10 protein-coding genes are annotated in these 16,980 nt (G+C 47.1%); 3 read left to right on the top strand and 7 right to left on the bottom strand.

The window, feature by feature from the left end:
- Together HMPREF9098_RS11985 and HMPREF9098_RS08990 are read right to left on the bottom strand one after the other, a co-directional pair.
- Positions 1-3,490 (bottom strand): SPM autocatalytic domain-containing protein (locus HMPREF9098_RS11985; protein ID WP_003784106.1); only part of this gene is annotated, 3,490 nt, incomplete at its 3' end.
- The gene (locus HMPREF9098_RS08990; protein WP_003784103.1) at positions 3,474-4,361 is read right to left on the bottom strand and encodes a hypothetical protein; all 888 of its coding nucleotides are present in this window, start codon (positions 4,359-4,361) and stop codon (positions 3,474-3,476) included. The genes HMPREF9098_RS08990 and HMPREF9098_RS11985, both read right to left, overlap by 17 nt.
- A 268-nt stretch (positions 4,362-4,629) precedes the next feature.
- Here HMPREF9098_RS08990 and HMPREF9098_RS08985 point away from each other — a divergent pair, with 268 nt between their 5' ends.
- On the top strand, positions 4,630-6,759 hold the full coding sequence (locus HMPREF9098_RS08985; RefSeq protein WP_003784101.1) for a type I secretion system permease/ATPase: 2,130 nt from the start codon (positions 4,630-4,632) through the stop codon (positions 6,757-6,759).
- Positions 6,760-6,920: 161 nt separating this feature from the next.
- Here the strand turns inward: HMPREF9098_RS08985 and HMPREF9098_RS12400 are convergent, their stop codons facing one another.
- From HMPREF9098_RS12400 to HMPREF9098_RS12260, 5 genes are all read right to left on the bottom strand, one after another.
- A complete protein-coding gene (locus HMPREF9098_RS12400) occupies positions 6,921-11,516 on the bottom strand; it encodes a calcium-binding protein (RefSeq protein ID WP_003784096.1) in 4,596 nt (1,531 codons plus the stop codon).
- Positions 11,516-12,184: a cytochrome c oxidase subunit II gene (locus HMPREF9098_RS12270; RefSeq protein WP_003784095.1), complete on the bottom strand. Its 669-nt coding sequence runs from the start codon at positions 12,182-12,184 to the stop codon at positions 11,516-11,518. The genes HMPREF9098_RS12400 and HMPREF9098_RS12270 overlap by 1 nt, the downstream gene beginning before the upstream one ends.
- A 178-nt stretch (positions 12,185-12,362) precedes the next feature.
- A complete protein-coding gene (locus HMPREF9098_RS12265; protein WP_003784094.1) occupies positions 12,363-12,974 on the bottom strand; it encodes a hypothetical protein in 612 nt (203 codons plus the stop codon).
- Positions 12,971-13,150 carry a hypothetical protein gene (locus HMPREF9098_RS11780; protein ID WP_147285376.1) on the bottom strand — a complete coding sequence of 60 codons (180 nt, stop codon included), beginning with the start codon at positions 13,148-13,150 and terminating at the stop codon, positions 12,971-12,973. The genes HMPREF9098_RS12265 and HMPREF9098_RS11780 overlap by 4 nt, the downstream gene beginning before the upstream one ends.
- Before the next feature lie 4 nt (positions 13,151-13,154).
- A complete protein-coding gene (locus HMPREF9098_RS12260) occupies positions 13,155-13,775 on the bottom strand; it encodes a hypothetical protein (RefSeq protein WP_003784093.1) in 621 nt (206 codons plus the stop codon).
- 243 nt (positions 13,776-14,018) lie between these two features.
- On the opposite strand from HMPREF9098_RS12260, the gene HMPREF9098_RS08960 reads away from it, so the two are divergent.
- Both HMPREF9098_RS08960 and HMPREF9098_RS08955 read left to right on the top strand, forming a co-directional pair.
- Positions 14,019-15,446, top strand: coding sequence for an HlyD family type I secretion periplasmic adaptor subunit (locus HMPREF9098_RS08960; RefSeq protein WP_003784091.1), 1,428 nt, complete (start codon positions 14,019-14,021; stop codon positions 15,444-15,446).
- A 162-nt stretch (positions 15,447-15,608) separates the two neighbouring features.
- Positions 15,609-16,919 (top strand): TolC family protein, encoded by a 1,311-nt coding sequence (locus tag HMPREF9098_RS08955; RefSeq protein ID WP_003784087.1) that lies wholly within the window; start codon positions 15,609-15,611, stop codon positions 16,917-16,919.
- The last annotated feature ends 61 nt before the right edge of the window (positions 16,920-16,980 follow it).

The following is a 16,980-nucleotide window of genomic DNA, read 5'->3' as shown; positions in this document are numbered from 1 at the left end:
TAAACTCATTGCTCACTTTCCCATGTAGGGTATCTGCCGATTTAGTACCTTCTGTATAGGAACTAGTGATCAAATAAGCCCATCTATAATCACTTAGAATAAATTTATGTACGTTCTTTTGCCATAAATCTTTTTGATAGCTATCATAAGCAATAAGACCCTGAATTATTTGACCTATATTAGCTATTTCATCTAGCTTATTATCTAAAATAAGCATTTGAATATAAGAGTTTAATTTATTGAAGTTATAAATTTCTCGGCCCGCTTCTCTATCATGGTATCTGATAAATAATGGATTTCCGTAAGCATCAAGATGTGCAGCTACATAATGTGCAAATTTATTATACTCAGCAGCTAGTATTGGCCCTCCTCCATGATTTGGATTAGGGTTGCGCCCCAACTGCAAAAATGGTTCTCCAGTCAATGCTTCTAATGCAGCTAATTGACGTCCATCAATATAAATACCACGCGAATTAGCAGGAACACCTGCTACCCCTGTCCATAAGTAAATTAATGAATCTATTTGTGCAGTACGTTGTTTTTTATTGGATGCAAGGTAGGTCTCTACAGCCTGTTTTAATTTTTGATTAACTATCATCGCTTGATGTAAATCAGGCACATTACCAAAACTACGAATATTAGGTAATAACGCGATTTCAGAAGACACAGCTTTTTTATTTTTTTGACTGGTGTCTGCTAGATGTGTAGTAAACCACACATCCGATACAGCTATAGAACTGCCGTCGCTACGACGAGCACTGCTTATTTGTTTATGAGCATTGCCCGCAGTATCTATTTCGGTGCTATTCTGATATTTTGTAGAAATTGACGTAATTCCTAACTCATCTAAAGTGCTCAACTCTCCTTTGGCCGAATGAGCATCTTGGTTGCTATCTTGCCAAATTCTGAGCGTTTTCCATGCAGTATCAGCTGCAGTAATTTGACCATCATGATTATCATCTAAATCATTGAGCGCCTCAAAGCCGTTGGCTGCCATTTGACCATTGGCTAGCTTGGTATAGTTGCCAAACAATTCACCACCATTATCGATACGTCCATTTCCGTTAAGATCGCGCACCAATAATCCATCATATTTGTTAACCCAGCCCGTCCGTTCAGCAAAACCATTATTATCCAAATCAAATCGGATAATATCGCTGTCTTTGGCAACGGTAGTTACACCATCCCCATTCAAATCAAAGATGATGGGAGATGATGTACGAGGCGCGTCCCCATATCCCGGTGCCGAATCAGGAGCAGGTTCCGGTACGGAAGGGAATGGATCGGGTTCTTGCGGATCATCCTTTAAATTGATGCCAAACCCACCATTGCCAAAATTAGGAACACGAATTTCTTTGGGTTCTGGCACAGCAGAGGGATTGCCAGCCTGATTCTTTCCGCTATCCGAATGATTGCTACCCGAATTGCCGGTATTTGAATGATTACCGCCCGCATTGCCAGCACCTGCATTACTACTACCTGGATTATTCGCATATCCGCCTGCAGGCTGCTTTTTAGAAGCATGGTGTTTGGTTTTCTTGTTGGCAATAATTTTCGTCATTCCTTCGGACAAATCACCATTACCAGCTTTTTTCACATCTTCTGCACGTAACACGCTGAGCATATTATGTTCATCAACATGAAAAACATAATGTCCGTCATCGCTGACAAATGTCCGCTCCGGCATCGTGTCCTTATTGCGAGATCCACCCGTTAAACGGACAACATTGCCTTTTTCATCTATCACATGCAGCTCGTTTTTCCCTTCGTCAATAATCGTATCACTTCTCTCCCCATTAAAATTTATATAGTAAATATCATTTCCTTTACCTCCTGCAAACGTATCACCTCCTTTTAAACTGCCATAAAACTTGTCATCACCCCCATCAAAATCAGCAAAATAATCATGTGCAGAAGTATCGGCCGCAGTAAACGCATGATTGCTGTTATTATGCGATGATGCTTTATTAGAATGAGCAACAGTATTCCTAGTACCCTCATCACCGTATTCATGACTGGTATGTGTATCAGTTGCTAACGATGTTTCATTAGGCAAAATCAGTTTATTTTGATAGAATTTAATGCGGTTATCATCGGCCAACCATGGATTCAATGTGACAAGTTCTTTTACCATCATATGGTTCGATTTGGCTATACTAGCAATGGTATCATTTGCTTTTACCTCATAATAATCCTTACCATTCCCCAGCTGCAGTTTTTCACCTGGCTTAATTAGGATATGCGAAGTCACAAAAGTTTCTGGTGCAATCTTGTCCAAATTGTTACGGATGATGATGGAAGAGACGGCATCATCAATAGTAAATGTTTCACCATTAACGATTAATGTTCTAATTTTTCCTGTGTCAATGACTTGCTCAAAAAGCGATTTATATTTATCTTTAGACACAGGTTTGAGAATATCAAGTTTATCTCCCTGATGTTTAGCGACAGGTACAGGTAATTTCCTTTCTATACGATCATCCTCTATAAAATAAGTTATAACACTATCCGTAACTTCCTCTATTATAAAAGTTGGCCCAGGAAATAAAGATTCTACTCCTTTGATAAGAATGGTTCTGTGTGCAACAACATGATCATAAATATCAGAAAGGACATCAGTTCCCAATTGTTTCCACGATTTTGGAACCGCGTATTCCCAGACAAAATCCGCAACTATCCCTGCCAATACGCCTATGGTAATTGTTGCTACAGTACCTGCAGCAGCAGGCATAAAAAGCGTTGCCAGTGCACCTCCTCCAACAATACCAAACACTGCACCCAATATATTTTGGATAATCGTTTTTTGGGTCGATTGTGGATCAGATACAACTCCATCAGTATTACCGAAGCCAGCACCAGTGATAATGGCAACTGCCAGATTGAACAGTTTACTTCTAGAATTACCTGCAATAAGTTTAGGATCTAGAAAATTACTAAATCCTTTAGCAATAGCAGTATCTACAAGATTACTAAATCCTTTATTTCGTATGAAATTTTTTATTGAAGCACTACCTTTTTTTAATACATTGCTGAGTTCAGCCTGAATAGTGGCCCAATTTTTAACAGCATTAACAAATTTCAAAAAGCTATCTTGTAAATCATTCACCAGGTTTTTGATGACAGGAACTATGTTCCTAGGATCATCAAGAAAATCCTTTGTGCTCAGGATAATCTGTTTTACCCCATTATACACAAGCCCCCCAGATCCAGAGTTGTTTCCTGATCGTGCTGCAACAAATTTAGCATCAAAAATGGATAGAAAGTTGCTGCCAATAAACAACACCTCTTTAAGTGCAGGCTCGGTACGTTGGGATATCGCCTTCAGTTCGTTTCTAAACTCTTCACTTTCGTGCTCACCCAAAGTCAATGCCCACTGAATCATATTTGAAATACTTTTTACATGTATTTCAAAATCTGTCCTCATTTCTTTGAGTTTCTCATCCGACCAAAATAAAGACGTATTTTGCTCATTTTTAGTTGGTGTTGTCATGCCCTATCTCCTGTTTCACCAAATAACCATCAATAAACATCTGAACCATAAACAAAATCGATGCCCAATAAGCCGAAATCCTTGCCGGAAACGCGATATATTTTCCCGAAGTTGCCAAATTGCTGCACAACAGCGCCGCCCGATTATGGATTTCGGCGCAATTATCCCGATGAATCGGCGTTAGGAAAAACATATAGTAAAGAATCCCTATAAACGACACACTAATGAATATCCGCCATAAATTCAGTTTTTTCCAATGAAATTGGCGGTTCGGATCCTTCATTGCCGCTTGGTAAAAAGGCTGCATAATCAGCGGGCGCGCAAAGATGATAACGTACACAGTCAGGCATACAAAATCATAATGGTAATTCAGTAAAAGGTTCTTGGCACTTCTACTATTTAACTCATTTCGGACAATTTCATCTGTTACAACAGTATGGATATTTTGAGCAGCCAATGCATCTTGTATCGCCCGTTTGACAATCGCGAATTCGCTATTTACATGACCGGGATAAATATACGCCACTGTGTCATAAAATATAGGTGAAAACATTCCAAATACTTTTCTAACGCTATCATCATATTTATAAGTAAATAGCATCATTATAAATGCAATAATTACAGTAACAGCTACTCCAAAAAACCAAAATCTAACATTGACAAACGGATGGGCCTCTTCCTCCAAACTGAATAAACCCCAAAAAAATTTGGGCTTTTCCCGCTTAATCCGCCAAGCCAATTCCCGCCGATACCAAAGAAAAACAAAGGAAAGCAACAGCAAAGGAAAAAATGCGTGCCAAAAGGCATAAAGTAGGGCGGATAAGGCAAATAGGCAGAAATCTAAATATTTGTAATTTTTGATTAAAATCATTATTTTGTTAAATTTTTAATAATGGTTCTCACTATTCTAACTCAAACAGATAATTTGTCAATTATCTGTTTGAGTTAGTAAATTTATTTGATTCCAAAAACAAATTTCAAAAGAGTAAATATTCAAAAAATTTCCCTGGAAACACGCGCTCAAAACTATTTCCATGTAGCGCTTTACAAATTAGGCTGTGTTTTTTACAATGGCAAAATAGTTTATTTTCCAATCTTTACAATCTTATTACCATTGATTTTTCAATGGTTTATATTTTATGCATCCTCCCTATTCCATCCCCGCCCTTTCCGCCCTCATCATCCTCGCCCACTACCACGGCATTGCCGCCAATCCTGCCGATATACAACATGAATTCTGTGCTTCCGCACAAAGCGATTTAAATGAAACACAATGGCTTTTGGCTGCCAAATCTTTGGGATTGAAGGCAAAGGTAGTCCGCCAGCCTGTCAAACGTTTGGCTATGGCGACTTTACCCGCATTGGTATGGTGTGATGACGGCAACCATTTTATTTTGGCCAAAACAGACGGTGAGGGTGAGAATGCCCAATTTTTGATACAGGATTTGATTACGAATAAGTCTGCGGTATTGTCTTTTGCCGAGTTTTCTAACCGATATTCGGGCAAACTGATATTGGTTGCTTCCCGCGCTTCGGTATTGGGCAGTTTGGCTAAATTTGACTTTACCTGGTTTATTCCGGCGGTAATCAAATACCGCCGGCTGTTTTTTGAGGTATTGGTGGTGTCGGTGGTGTTGCAGCTGTTTGCGCTGGTTACGCCTCTGTTTTTCCAGGTGGTGATGGACAAGGTGCTGGTGCATCGGGGGTTCTCTACTTTGGATGTGGTGGCGGTGGCTTTGTTGGTGGTGTCGCTGTTTGAGATTGTGTTGGGTGGTTTGCGGACGTATCTGTTTGCACATACGACTTCGCGTATTGATGTGGAATTGGGCGCGCGGCTGTTCCGGCATCTGCTTTCTTTGCCTTTATCCTATTTCGAGCACAGACGGGTGGGTGATACGGTGGCTCGGGTGCGGGAATTGGAGCAGATTCGCAATTTCCTGACCGGTCAGGCGCTGACTTCGGTATTGGATTTGGCGTTTTCGTTTATCTTTCTGGCAGTGATGTGGTATTACAGTTCCACACTGACTTGGGTGGTATTGGCTTCGTTGCCTGCCTATGCGTTTTGGTCGGCATTTATCAGCCCGATACTGCGGACGCGTCTGAACGATAAGTTTGCGCGCAATGCAGACAACCAGTCGTTTTTGGTGGAAAGCATCACTGCGGTGGGTACGGTAAAGGCGATGGCGGTGGAGCCGCAGATGACGCAGCGTTGGGACAACCAGTTGGCGGCTTATGTAGCTTCGGGATTTCGGGTCACGAAGCTGGCGGTGGTCGGCCAGCAGGGGGTGCAGCTGATTCAGAAGCTGGTGACGGTGGCGACGTTGTGGATTGGCGCAAGACTGGTGATTGAGGGCAAGCTGACGGTGGGGCAACTGATTGCGTTCAATATGCTCTCGGGACAGGTGGCGGCGCCCGTGATCCGTTTGGCGCAGTTGTGGCAGGATTTCCAGCAGGTGGGGATTTCGGTGGCGCGTTTGGGGGATATTCTGAATGCGCCGACCGAGAACGCGTCTTCGCGTTTGGCTCTGCCCGATATCCGGGGGGAGATTACGTTCGAACATGTCGATTTCCGCTATAAGGCGGACGGCAGGCTGATTCTGCAGGATTTGAACCTGCGGATTCGGGCGGGAGAAGTGCTGGGGATTGTGGGACGTTCGGGGTCGGGCAAATCCACACTCACCAAATTGGTGCAGCGTCTGTATGTGCCGGAGCAGGGACGGGTGTTGGTGGACGGCAACGATTTGGCTCTGGCCGCTCCTGCCTGGCTGCGGCGGCAGGTGGGCGTGGTCTTGCAGGAGAATGTGCTGCTCAACCGCAGCATACGCGACAATATCGCGCTGACGGATACGGGTATGCCGTTGGAACGCATTATCGAAGCGGCCAAACTGGCGGGTGCGCACGAGTTTATTATGGAGCTGCCGGAAGGCTACGACACCGTGGTGGGCGAACAAGGGGCAGGCTTGTCGGGCGGACAGCGGCAGCGCATTGCGATTGCCCGCGCGTTAATCACCAATCCGCGTATTCTGATTTTTGACGAAGCCACCAGCGCGCTGGATTATGAAAGCGAACGGGCGATTATGCAGAATATGCAGGCCATTTGCGCCAACCGGACGGTGCTGATTATCGCCCACCGTCTGTCCACCGTTAAAACGGCGCACCGGATTATTGCCATGGATAAAGGCAGGATTGTGGAAGCGGGAACGCAGCAGGAATTGCTGGCGAAGCCGAACGGATATTACCGCTATCTGTATGATTTACAGAACGGGTAAACAGAGGGGGATGGGAGTGCAGGCTGCTTTTTCGTAATGCTCTGCGCTTTCAGACTGCCGTTTGCTGGCTGAAACGAAACCAAAGTGCAGGCTGTCTGAAAGACTTTTTCTGTCTTTTCAGGCAACCTGCACTTCTTTTTCACTGATCTAATCAGATTGGACTACACCGATGAGGCGGCCAGCAGCAAAGGCTGGTGGGCGGCATTCTGCATCAGGTTGCCGGCCGTTGCTCCGCTGCCCGCACCGAAACCGGCCATTGCCTGTACCATGTGGTTGGCGGCATTGGCCAGTGCCGCATCTTGCCGGACGAGTGCGTTCACCGCCTGCGTATCCAGCACCTTCTGGTTGTCGAACACAATGCGGTCTATCGCATACGCGCCGCGGTAGTCGGCGGAGAAGTGTTTGTGCACGGTGATTTCATTGCCGCTATCGGCTTTTTCGGTGATGACAAGGTTGTCGCCGTCGCGTTTGAAGGTGAAATCGTCCGGCGTATAGCCGTCGGTTATCCGCAGAGTATCGGTGCTGTCCGGAGAAGTATCCAAATTCATGACAAAGTCTTTGCCGAAGTTGCGTTCGAACACATAGCGGTCGGAACCTGCACCACCGGCCAAGTAGTCGCTGCCGCGGCCGCCGGCGAGTTTGTCGTCACCTTCCCCACCGTAGAGGCGGTCGTCGCCGTCCTCGCCGTAAAGTTCGTCATGACCCGCCTGGCCGTACAGCACATCATTGCCCGCACCGCCGATAAGGGTGTCGTCACCGTCGCTGCCGTGAACCCAATCGTTGCCGCCTCGCGCTTTAACCAGGCTGCCCGAAACGTCGGCATGGAAGGTTTCGTTACCGCTGCCGCCCTCAATAACGGTTTGGGTGGCCGGTGCAGGTTGAACAGGTTGCGGCTGAACAGGTTGCGGCTGAACAGGTTGCGGCTGAACAGGTTGCGGCTGAACAGGTTGCGGCTGAACAGGTTGTGGCTGAACAGGTTGTGGCTGAACAGGTTGTGGCTGAACAGGTTGTGGCTGAACAGGTTGTGGCTGAACAGGTTGTGGTTGGACAGGTTGTGGCGTCGGCGCAGGCTCAGATTGGGGCTTGTCTGTCTGTGCTGCGAAGCCGGGCAAAGTAATGCCCAAATGGCCGTTTTGGAAATTGCTTACCGTGGCAACGGTAATGCCGTCTTTGTTCTGCACCAGCAAATCATTGCCGTTTTGCGCCAGGGCAATCTCTTGCCCCCGAGCCGACCATTTGCCGGTTCCTTTGTTCAATTGCCAGTGCAGGCTGCCTAAATCGATATCTTGAACCAAGATTTTTCCCTGGCCGTCCGAATCCCGAATAATATTGTGCGATTTTTTCTCGGCAGGGGTTGCTGTGGTTTGGGCAAACTCTTCGCCGGTAATGACATAGGTATCGAACCCCTCGCCACCATCCAGCGTGTTGCTGCCGGTGCCGCCTGTTAAAGTGTCATTGCCCAAACCGCCGTACAGCGTATCGTTGCCTTCGCCGCCGTCCAGATAGTCGTTGCCGGCAACGGACAAATCGCGGTTGTCGTCGCCCCACAAAATATCGTTGCCTTTCTCGCCAAACAGGAAATCGTCGCCCGTCTGCCCAATAATTAAATCATTACCCGTACCGCCGTACAAATAATCCGCCGCACCGTTTTTTTCTACAAGGTGCTGGTCGTTCGACAAAGGAATGCCTTTCGGAGTATCCAAAACATAGTCGCCTTTCTCTTTATCGATGGAAAGCGACCATTCGAAACTTTGTGGCGACGGAATGGAAACGGCATATTCCGCGATAAGTTTGTCCGTTTGGGCATTGTGGGTAAACCCGATGGCCTTGCCCGGCAGGTTCTCCACACCAATGGTGCTGTATTCGTATTTCGGCACGACGATCGCATCCGGAATCACGCCCTTCTCCAGCACAGTGCGGCTGCTAAAACGGATGAAACTATCCCCCAATATCACATCGTCGTCCGCACCGCCGTGAATAATATCCGAACCTTCCCCGCCTTGCAGAAAATCCTGTCCGCGGCTGCCGTAAATGGTATCGTCGCCCAAATGGCCCAACGCCCAGTCGCCGCGCATCCCGGTCGGTTTGGTTTCTTTATGTTCGTCTTTTTTACCGGTATAAATCGTATCGTCACCGGCCATACCGATAATCAAATCATGTCCGTTACCGCCGATAATAATATCCGCATCCTTATCCAACTCCGCCTGCGGCTTATCGGTTCCCGCCGGAACAAAGGAGCTGCCGTTGAGGATATCGTTACCGTCCCCGCCGTCAATCATATCGGCAGACATCGAACCGTAGACACGGTCGTTCCCGTCGCCCATTTCCGCCCAAATGCCGGAACTGGTCGCGAATACGGTATCCGACAAACTGCCGCCTATAATTTCGGTATAACCCCCGCTGTTCGCATGAAAATTGTTATAACGGTTGGCAATACCCGTCAGCTTGTTTTGCATACCCGGTTTGAGCAACTCTGCCTTGTCCAACTCGATACCCAGGCCGGTTAAACCGCCTTTGCCGTTGTCTTTGGCAATTTTAAAGAAATCCTTCACGGTCACTTTGTCTGATTTGTCGGATTTAGTTGAAACAATCAGGTCTTTGCCGTACCGGACGGCCGTGAATTGCCGGTCCGGGCTGTGCCAGATGACGGGGTTCTGTTCTCCGTCGCTCTCGAAACGGTCGATTTGGATGGGTTTCCCTCCGTTGTCGAAGAGGATTTTGCCCTGCATATCGCTGTCGAAAACGGTGTCGTGGTCTTTGATGATGTAGGTGTCAAGACCTTGGCCGCCTTCCATATAGTCATCGCCTTCGCCGCCGTCGAGTGTGTCAATATTGCCACCGCCGAACAGATAATCTTCCAAATCACCACCTTTTAGTTCGTCAATCGTATCCGAACCGAAACGAACATAATGGTTGCTTAAATCAGTCAAATTTTTACCGTCAATATGGAATGAGAGATTTCCAGATTTGTCTTCGTATGTCCAATCACCTTTCAAATCAGCCGGCAGCAAAGATATTGCAGAAGCAATAGCAGTAGTAAGTGGAGCCAAAGGACTAGTGGCTGCTGCTGCTATAGCCGAAATAATTTCTGTATAATTGAAATTGATGGCACCAAAATCATCACTATAACTTACATTAGCAGTATTGATGGCATTCTTCCATGCCAGCATGGCTGCCCGATGTTGAAGATAAGTATTTGTCATGCCGTAAGGATTCTCGATGGAATACAGATTCAGATTGCCGTGCCTGTTGTGTGCCGTATAATCCGCACCCACCACCGCAAAAGGATTCAGCTCGCGCAAAGCATAGCGTAGGGCGGTTCCCTTATCGGAATTTTGGCTCACGTCATCTTTCCAGCTACCTGCATCAGTCGCCAAAGAGACAAATTGGTATTTGCCGCCCTGTGCATCTTCCAGTTCGCCGACATCCTTCTTGCCTGTCAGCAACGCCTTCAAAGAAGCTATCCTTTCATACAGCTCGTTTCGTGTGGCAGCCTGCCCCGGCACTTTATCGCCAAGCAGCTTCCCGATTTGGTAAACCACTTTTTCCAACGTCTCTTCATCGTCATTGGTCACCGCCTTAAAAACAGGATTCAGTGTTTTGAGCGCTTCCGAAAGATCAGTTTGGTTTAATTTTCCGTCCATGGCAAAAAACAGCGATGCAGCCTGCATGGTATCGCTCATCGACCCGGCAGCATGACCAAAGATTTTTCCGATACCCGCTTCTTCAATAAACAGTTCCGGCGTTTTGCCCGGTTGGGACAGGCCGATAAACCAGTTATTTGCAACTACATCGATATTTTTATCGCCGATCAGGTTGGTAATTTTTGCTTTATCAAAATGATCTGCACCATCCAATGCACTAAAAACAGACGAAATATTATCTTGGGAATTAGAAAACAGATAGCTTATAGGATTGGATTTTGCACCGAACCCCGCGCCGTTTACCATATAAGAATGCTCCACCTTATCAGGGAACAAACGGGAGAATGCCGCCGACAGATGACCACCCAAACTATGTCCCGTTGTCGTTACCTTATCTACGTGGATACCCAAACCGAAACGTCGTTCATCTCCCATCTTGTAAAGCTTGTCCGAACGGATCTTTTTGATCATTTTGACCGTAGAGCTGTCTGTAAAGAAACCAACCGCACCGTCAAGTTTTGCTTCATTGATTTTTTCTAATGCAACATCATAAATCTGTCCTAACGTCTCAACATACATCACATCGTAAGGTTTGCCTTTTTGTGCGGTAATCTGCTGCCAAAAGTTATACATATCCACGATTTGATGATGCGCCAAGCCGTCATTGACGATATCGCCACCGTCTGTAATGAACAGGTCTTTACCGCCTTCCGTACCGCGCAAAGCCAGCACATACTGTTCGGAGATTTTGCTTTTAAACAACGTTCCCGAAAAACCGCTGGACTGGTCTTTGTCCGCGCTGGTAAAGAAATCGCCCCGGTCTTTCCAGTGGGCAGCCACTTCGTATTTATCCGTAAGGTATTCGGCAAATTGCTCCGTGGTGGATTTGCTGTTGTCTTCCGAATTGAAGGTAGCGGTGTTGATGATTTTGTCAACCATTCCGGGTTTGCCCAGTTCTGTTATGGCTTGTTTAGTACCAACCTCTTTGCCATTCTTATCTTTTAACTTTTCAGGATACGTTCCGCTCTCCTTGTCGTATGACAATGAAAAATCCGCATAGCTGGCTTCCGCCAACAAGGTGTAATCAGAAATATCGATATTGCTCATAATCATTACCTTTCTTTAGGTTGCTCATAAAAATACCATGTACTACGAAAATCAGGCAAATTTTTTGCCCTCTCTTCATTTTCTGCCTCGGTACGGCAGTTACTCCACTTCGGAATCCAAAACATCAAACTACCCAACAAATCTGGGGCATTCGTGCCTGTACTAACGGACGTTGCTTGAAATAGGATAGTTCGGGTAATCCTGTCATAAGTTATCGAATCAGTTAATAAGCTATAAGGTCGAGTTTCATATCTGACATACTCCACAACCCTTTCATTATACTGGTAATCTATTTTATATTTCTTGCCGTCAAATATGAACACTTCATCCTTCATGTCTGCATCCATAGATAACGGATTACGGTTGAGCGGAATTATCCTTTTCCAAGCCTCTTCGCCGCCCACCATATTCTTCCATTGTTCGGCGGTAACATAAACCTTCAATCCTGCCTGTTGGCATAGTTCGGCAGCATATCGGCGAACCAGTACCGCTTCCACTGTCCAATAAACCAACACCCAGCCCATCGCCAGCATAAACCCCCAAAACGCACCCCACCGTTCCGCACGGGGATTGTCGGGTCGAAAACGGCGGAACAGATACCAGCCGATTTTCATGGCGAACTTGGTCAGCAGAATCCAGACGGCCAGAAAGATAAACAGGACGATGGCGATCATGATTCAGCCCCGTTTATAAAATGCAGGCTGCTTTTTACGGACGGAACATCCGAAAAGCAGCCTGCACTTTTTTGTTGCCTGATTTTCGTAGCGCGCAAAGCGGATATGGATAACGAGAAATCAGTATAACCAGCTTCCGCCAAGGCGACGTAATCTGAAATTTTATGGTTAAACATAATTAAATTCCCCAAAAGTATTGACTGGTTAAAAGGTGTTTGCTTGATGTATCTCTACATTCTCTATTTGGTATAAAAAATCCTAGTAAATCATTTGCATTAGCTCCTGAATTGACGGTAACATATTGAAATAAAACTGTATTCGTAAGGTTATCATAATATAATCTATCAGCAAGCAATGTATACGGTTTGGTTTTGTATTGAATATAAACCCAAACTCGTTGATTTAATACCCAAAAAGGCTTGTATTGCTTGCCATTATATACTAGAACCTTATCTTTCTCATTAGCTGACGGATTACGGTCGAGCGGAATTATCCTTTTCCAAGCCTCTTCGCCGCCCACCATATTCTTCCATTGTTCGGCGGTAACATAAACCTTCAATCCTGCCTGTTGGCATAGTTCGGCAGCATATCGGTGGACCAGTACCACTTCCACCGCCCAAAAAACAAACACCCAGCCCATCGCCAGCATAAACCCCCAAAACGCACCCCATTTTTCCGCACGGGGGTTGTCGGGTCGGAAACGGCGGAACAGATATCTGCCGATTTTCATGGCGAATTTGGTCAGTAGAATCCAGATAATCAGAAAGATAAACAGCACGATGGCGATCATGATTCAGCCCCGTTTATAAAGTGCAGGCTGCTTTTTACGGACGGAACATCCGAAAAGCAGCATGCACTTTTTTGTTGCCTGATTTTCGTTGCGCGCAAAGCGGATATGGGTAACGAGAAATCTGCATAACCGGCTTCTGCTAGTAAAACATAATCGGAGACATTGATATTTGCCATAATGTTACCTTTTTAGGTCGGTTGAGAAATCTAAATAACGATTAAGATAATCAAATGAGTCATTGCCACAACTTGGAATATTATCTATCCAAAATTTATAAGAACTTCCAGCAGGTGCATAACGTGTAGACACCCTAACACTTTTAAATAAAATAACCTGCAAATTGTTATCTAAAAAAATTTCATATCTCATGGTCGTATAATTTATTTCTTTTGAAATAAATGTATATATTGATATGCCAGCCGGTATATAGTTTAAATTTAGACGATCAAATTTATGCCCATCAAAAATAATTGAATTATTTTCAAAATAAAAAGGGGCATTTTTTCTTAAATTATCCGCACTTTCCTTCGTGAGACTCCTCCACTGCTCCGGCGTCACATAAACCGTAATCCCCGCCTGCTTGCACATTTGTGCCGCATAAATACGGACGACGACCGCTTCCACCGTCCAATAAACCAACACCCAGCCCATCGCCAGCATAAATCCCCAAAACGCGCCCCATTTTTCCGCGCGGGGATTGTCGGGGCGGTATCGTTTGAATAAATACCTGCCGATTTTCATGGTGAATTTGGTCAGCAGAATCCAGATGGCCAGAAAGATAAACAGGACGATGGCGATCATGATTTGATTCCTTTGGTTATTGGTTAAATGTGCAGGCTGCTTTTTGCCGAACCTTGCCGCACTTCCAAAGCAGCCTGCACTTCGCGTTGCGTTACGCAGTAAAATAATGAATATTTGTAACGACTTGGATATTTTTTGTCAATATTCCCGCCTTTCCCTTAACAGCCGCCGTGCTTTCCGTTAAAATTCCTTTACATAATTTATATTGTTTCCTGTTCCTATATTGCCAAGGTGATATCCGTTATGTTTTTCTCCGCCCTGAAATCCTTTCTTTCCCGCTACATTACCGTATGGCGCAATGTTTGGGCGGTGCGCGAACAGTTGGAACCGCCCAAACGCACGGCGGAGGAACTGGCGTTTTTGCCCGCGCATTTGGAACTGACCGATACACCGGTCTCTGCCGCTCCGAAATGGGCGGCGCGTTTTATTATGGCGTTTGCGCTTTTGGCTTTGTTGTGGTCCTGGTTCGGCAAAATCGATATTGTGGCAGCGGCTTCTGGCAAGACGGTGTCGGGCGGGCGCAGCAAAACCATCCAGCCGCTGGAAACCGCGGTGGTGAAGGCGGTACATGTGCGTGACGGGCAGCATGTGAAACAGGGAGAAACGCTGGTGGAACTGGAGGCTGTGGGCACGGACAGCGATGTGGTGCAGTCGGAGCAGGCTTTGCAGGCTGCCCAATTGTCCAAACTGCGTTATGAGGCGGTATTGGCGGCGCTGGAAAGCCGTACCGTGCCGCATATCGATATGGCGCAGGCACGGTCTTTAGGCCTCTCCGATGCGGATGTGCAATCGGCGCAGATATTGGCGCAGAACCAGTATCAGGCATGGGCGGCGCAGGATGCGCAACTGCAGTCGGCTTTGCGCGGCCATCAGGCGGAATTGCAGTCGGCCAAGGCGCAGGAGCAGAAGCTGGTTTCGGTGGGGGCGATAGAGCAGCAGAAAACAGCAGACTACCGCCGTTTGCGGGCCGACAATTTTATTTCGGAACATGCGTTTTTGGAGCAGCAGAGCAAATCAGTCAGCAATCGGAACGATTTGGAAAGTACGCGCGGTCAGATGAGGCAGATTCAGGCGGCCATTGCACAGGCGGAGCAGAATCGGGTGCTGAATACACAGAACCTGAAACGCGATACGCTGGATGCACTGCGCCAGGCAAACGAACAGATTGACCAATACCGCGGCCAGACGGATAAGGCAAAGCAGCGGCAGCAGCTGATGACGATACAGTCGCCTGCGGACGGCACGGTGCAGGAATTGGCCACCTATACGGTGGGCGGTGTGGTGCAGGCTGCACAAAAGATGATGGTGGTTGCACCCGATGACGACAAAATGGATGTGGAAGTTTTGGTGTTGAATAAGGACATCGGTTTTGTGGAACAAGGGCAGGATGCGGTGGTGAAGATTGAGAGCTTTCCCTATACGCGCTACGGTTATCTGACGGGCAAGGTAAAAAGTGTCAGCCACGATGCGGTAAGCCACGAGCAGTTGGGTTTGGTTTATACGGCGGTGGTGTCGCTGGACAAACATACCTTGAATATTGACGGCAAAACGGTGAATCTGACGGCAGGCATGAATGTTACGGCGGAGATTAAAACCGGTAAACGTCGGGTGCTGGATTATCTGTTAAGCCCGCTGCAAACCAAACTGGACGAAAGTTTTAGGGAACGATAAACGGATGCCGCACCGGGTATTTGTTATCCGCCGGTTCGGGCATGCAGGCTGCCTGCAACCATTGCCCGGATGACATTGCTCAATATAATGATAATGCAAGATTACGGTATTTCCGTTTGCCTGACACCAACGCCCTATTTGTAACATGAACTATTTTCGGCTATGAAATCCTATTTTTCCAAATATATCCTACCCATTTCGATTTTTACCTTGCCCCTATCCCTTTCCCCATCCGTTTCGGCTTTTACGCTGCCTGAAGCATGGCGGGCGGCGCAGCAACATTCGGCTGATTTTCAAGCGTCCCATTACCAGCGTGATGCAGTGCGCGCACGGCAGCAGCAGGCCAAGGCCGCATTCCTTCCCCATGTATCCGCCAATGCCAGCTACCAGCGCCAGCCGCCATCGATTTCTTCCACCCGCGAAACACAGGGATGGAGCGTGCAGGTGGGACAAACCTTATTTGACGCTGCCAAAATTGCACAATACCGCCAAAGCAGGTTCGATACGCAGGCTGCAGAACAGCGTTTCGATGCGGCACGCGAAGAATTGCTGTTGAAAGTCGCCGAAAGTTATTTCAACGTTTTACTCAGCCGGGACACCGTTGCCGCCCATGCCGCGGAAAAAGAGGCTTATGCCCAGCAGGTAAGGCAGGCGCAGGCTTTATTCAATAAAGGCGCTGCCACCGCGCTGGATATTCACGAAGCCAAAGCCGGTTACGATAATGCCCTGGCCCAAGAAATCGCCGTATTGGCCGAGAAACAAACCTATGAAAACCAGCTGAACGACTACACCGGCCTGGACAGCAAACAAATCGAGGCCATCGATACCGCCAACCTGCTGGCGCGCTATCTGCCCAAGCTGGAACGCTACAGTCTGGATGAATGGCAGCGTATTGCTTTATCCAACAATCATGAATACCGGATGCAGCAGCTTGCCCTGCAAAGCAGCGGACAGGCGCTTCGTGCGGCACAGAACAGCCGCTATCCCACCGTTTCCGCCCATGTCGGCTATCAGAATAATCTCTACACTTCATCTGCGCAGAATAATGACTACCACTATCGGGGCAAAGGGATGAGCGTTGGCGTACAGTTGAATTTGCCGCTTTATACCGGCGGAGAATTGTCGGGCAAAATCCATGAAGCCGAAGCGCAATACGGAGCCGCCGAAGCCCAGCTGACCGCAACCGAGCGGCACATCAAACTCGCCGTGCGCCAGGCTTATACCGAAAGCGGTGCGGCGCGTTACCAAATCATGGCGCAAGAACGGGTTTTGGAAAGCAGCCGTTTGAAACTGAAATCGACCGAAACCGGCCAACAATACGGCATCCGCAACCGGCTGGAAGTGATACGGGCGCGGCAGGAAGTCGCCCAAGCAGAACAGAAACTGGCTCAAGCACGGTATAAATTCATGCTGGCTTATTTGCGCTTGGTGAAAGAGAGTGGGTTGGGGTTGGAAACGGTATTTGCGGAATAAAGCAGACTAAAACGGTTATGAAATCCCCAAAGCAGCCTGCACCCCGTTTCGAAAGTGCAGG

Origin of the sequence: Kingella denitrificans ATCC 33394 (assembly GCF_000190695.1) — a bacterium.
In the GTDB taxonomy this organism is placed as follows: Bacteria; Pseudomonadota; Gammaproteobacteria; order Burkholderiales; family Neisseriaceae; genus Kingella_A; species Kingella_A denitrificans.
The sequence above is the reverse complement of the archived record's forward strand: the minus strand, read 5'-3'. Positions and strand labels throughout refer to the sequence as shown.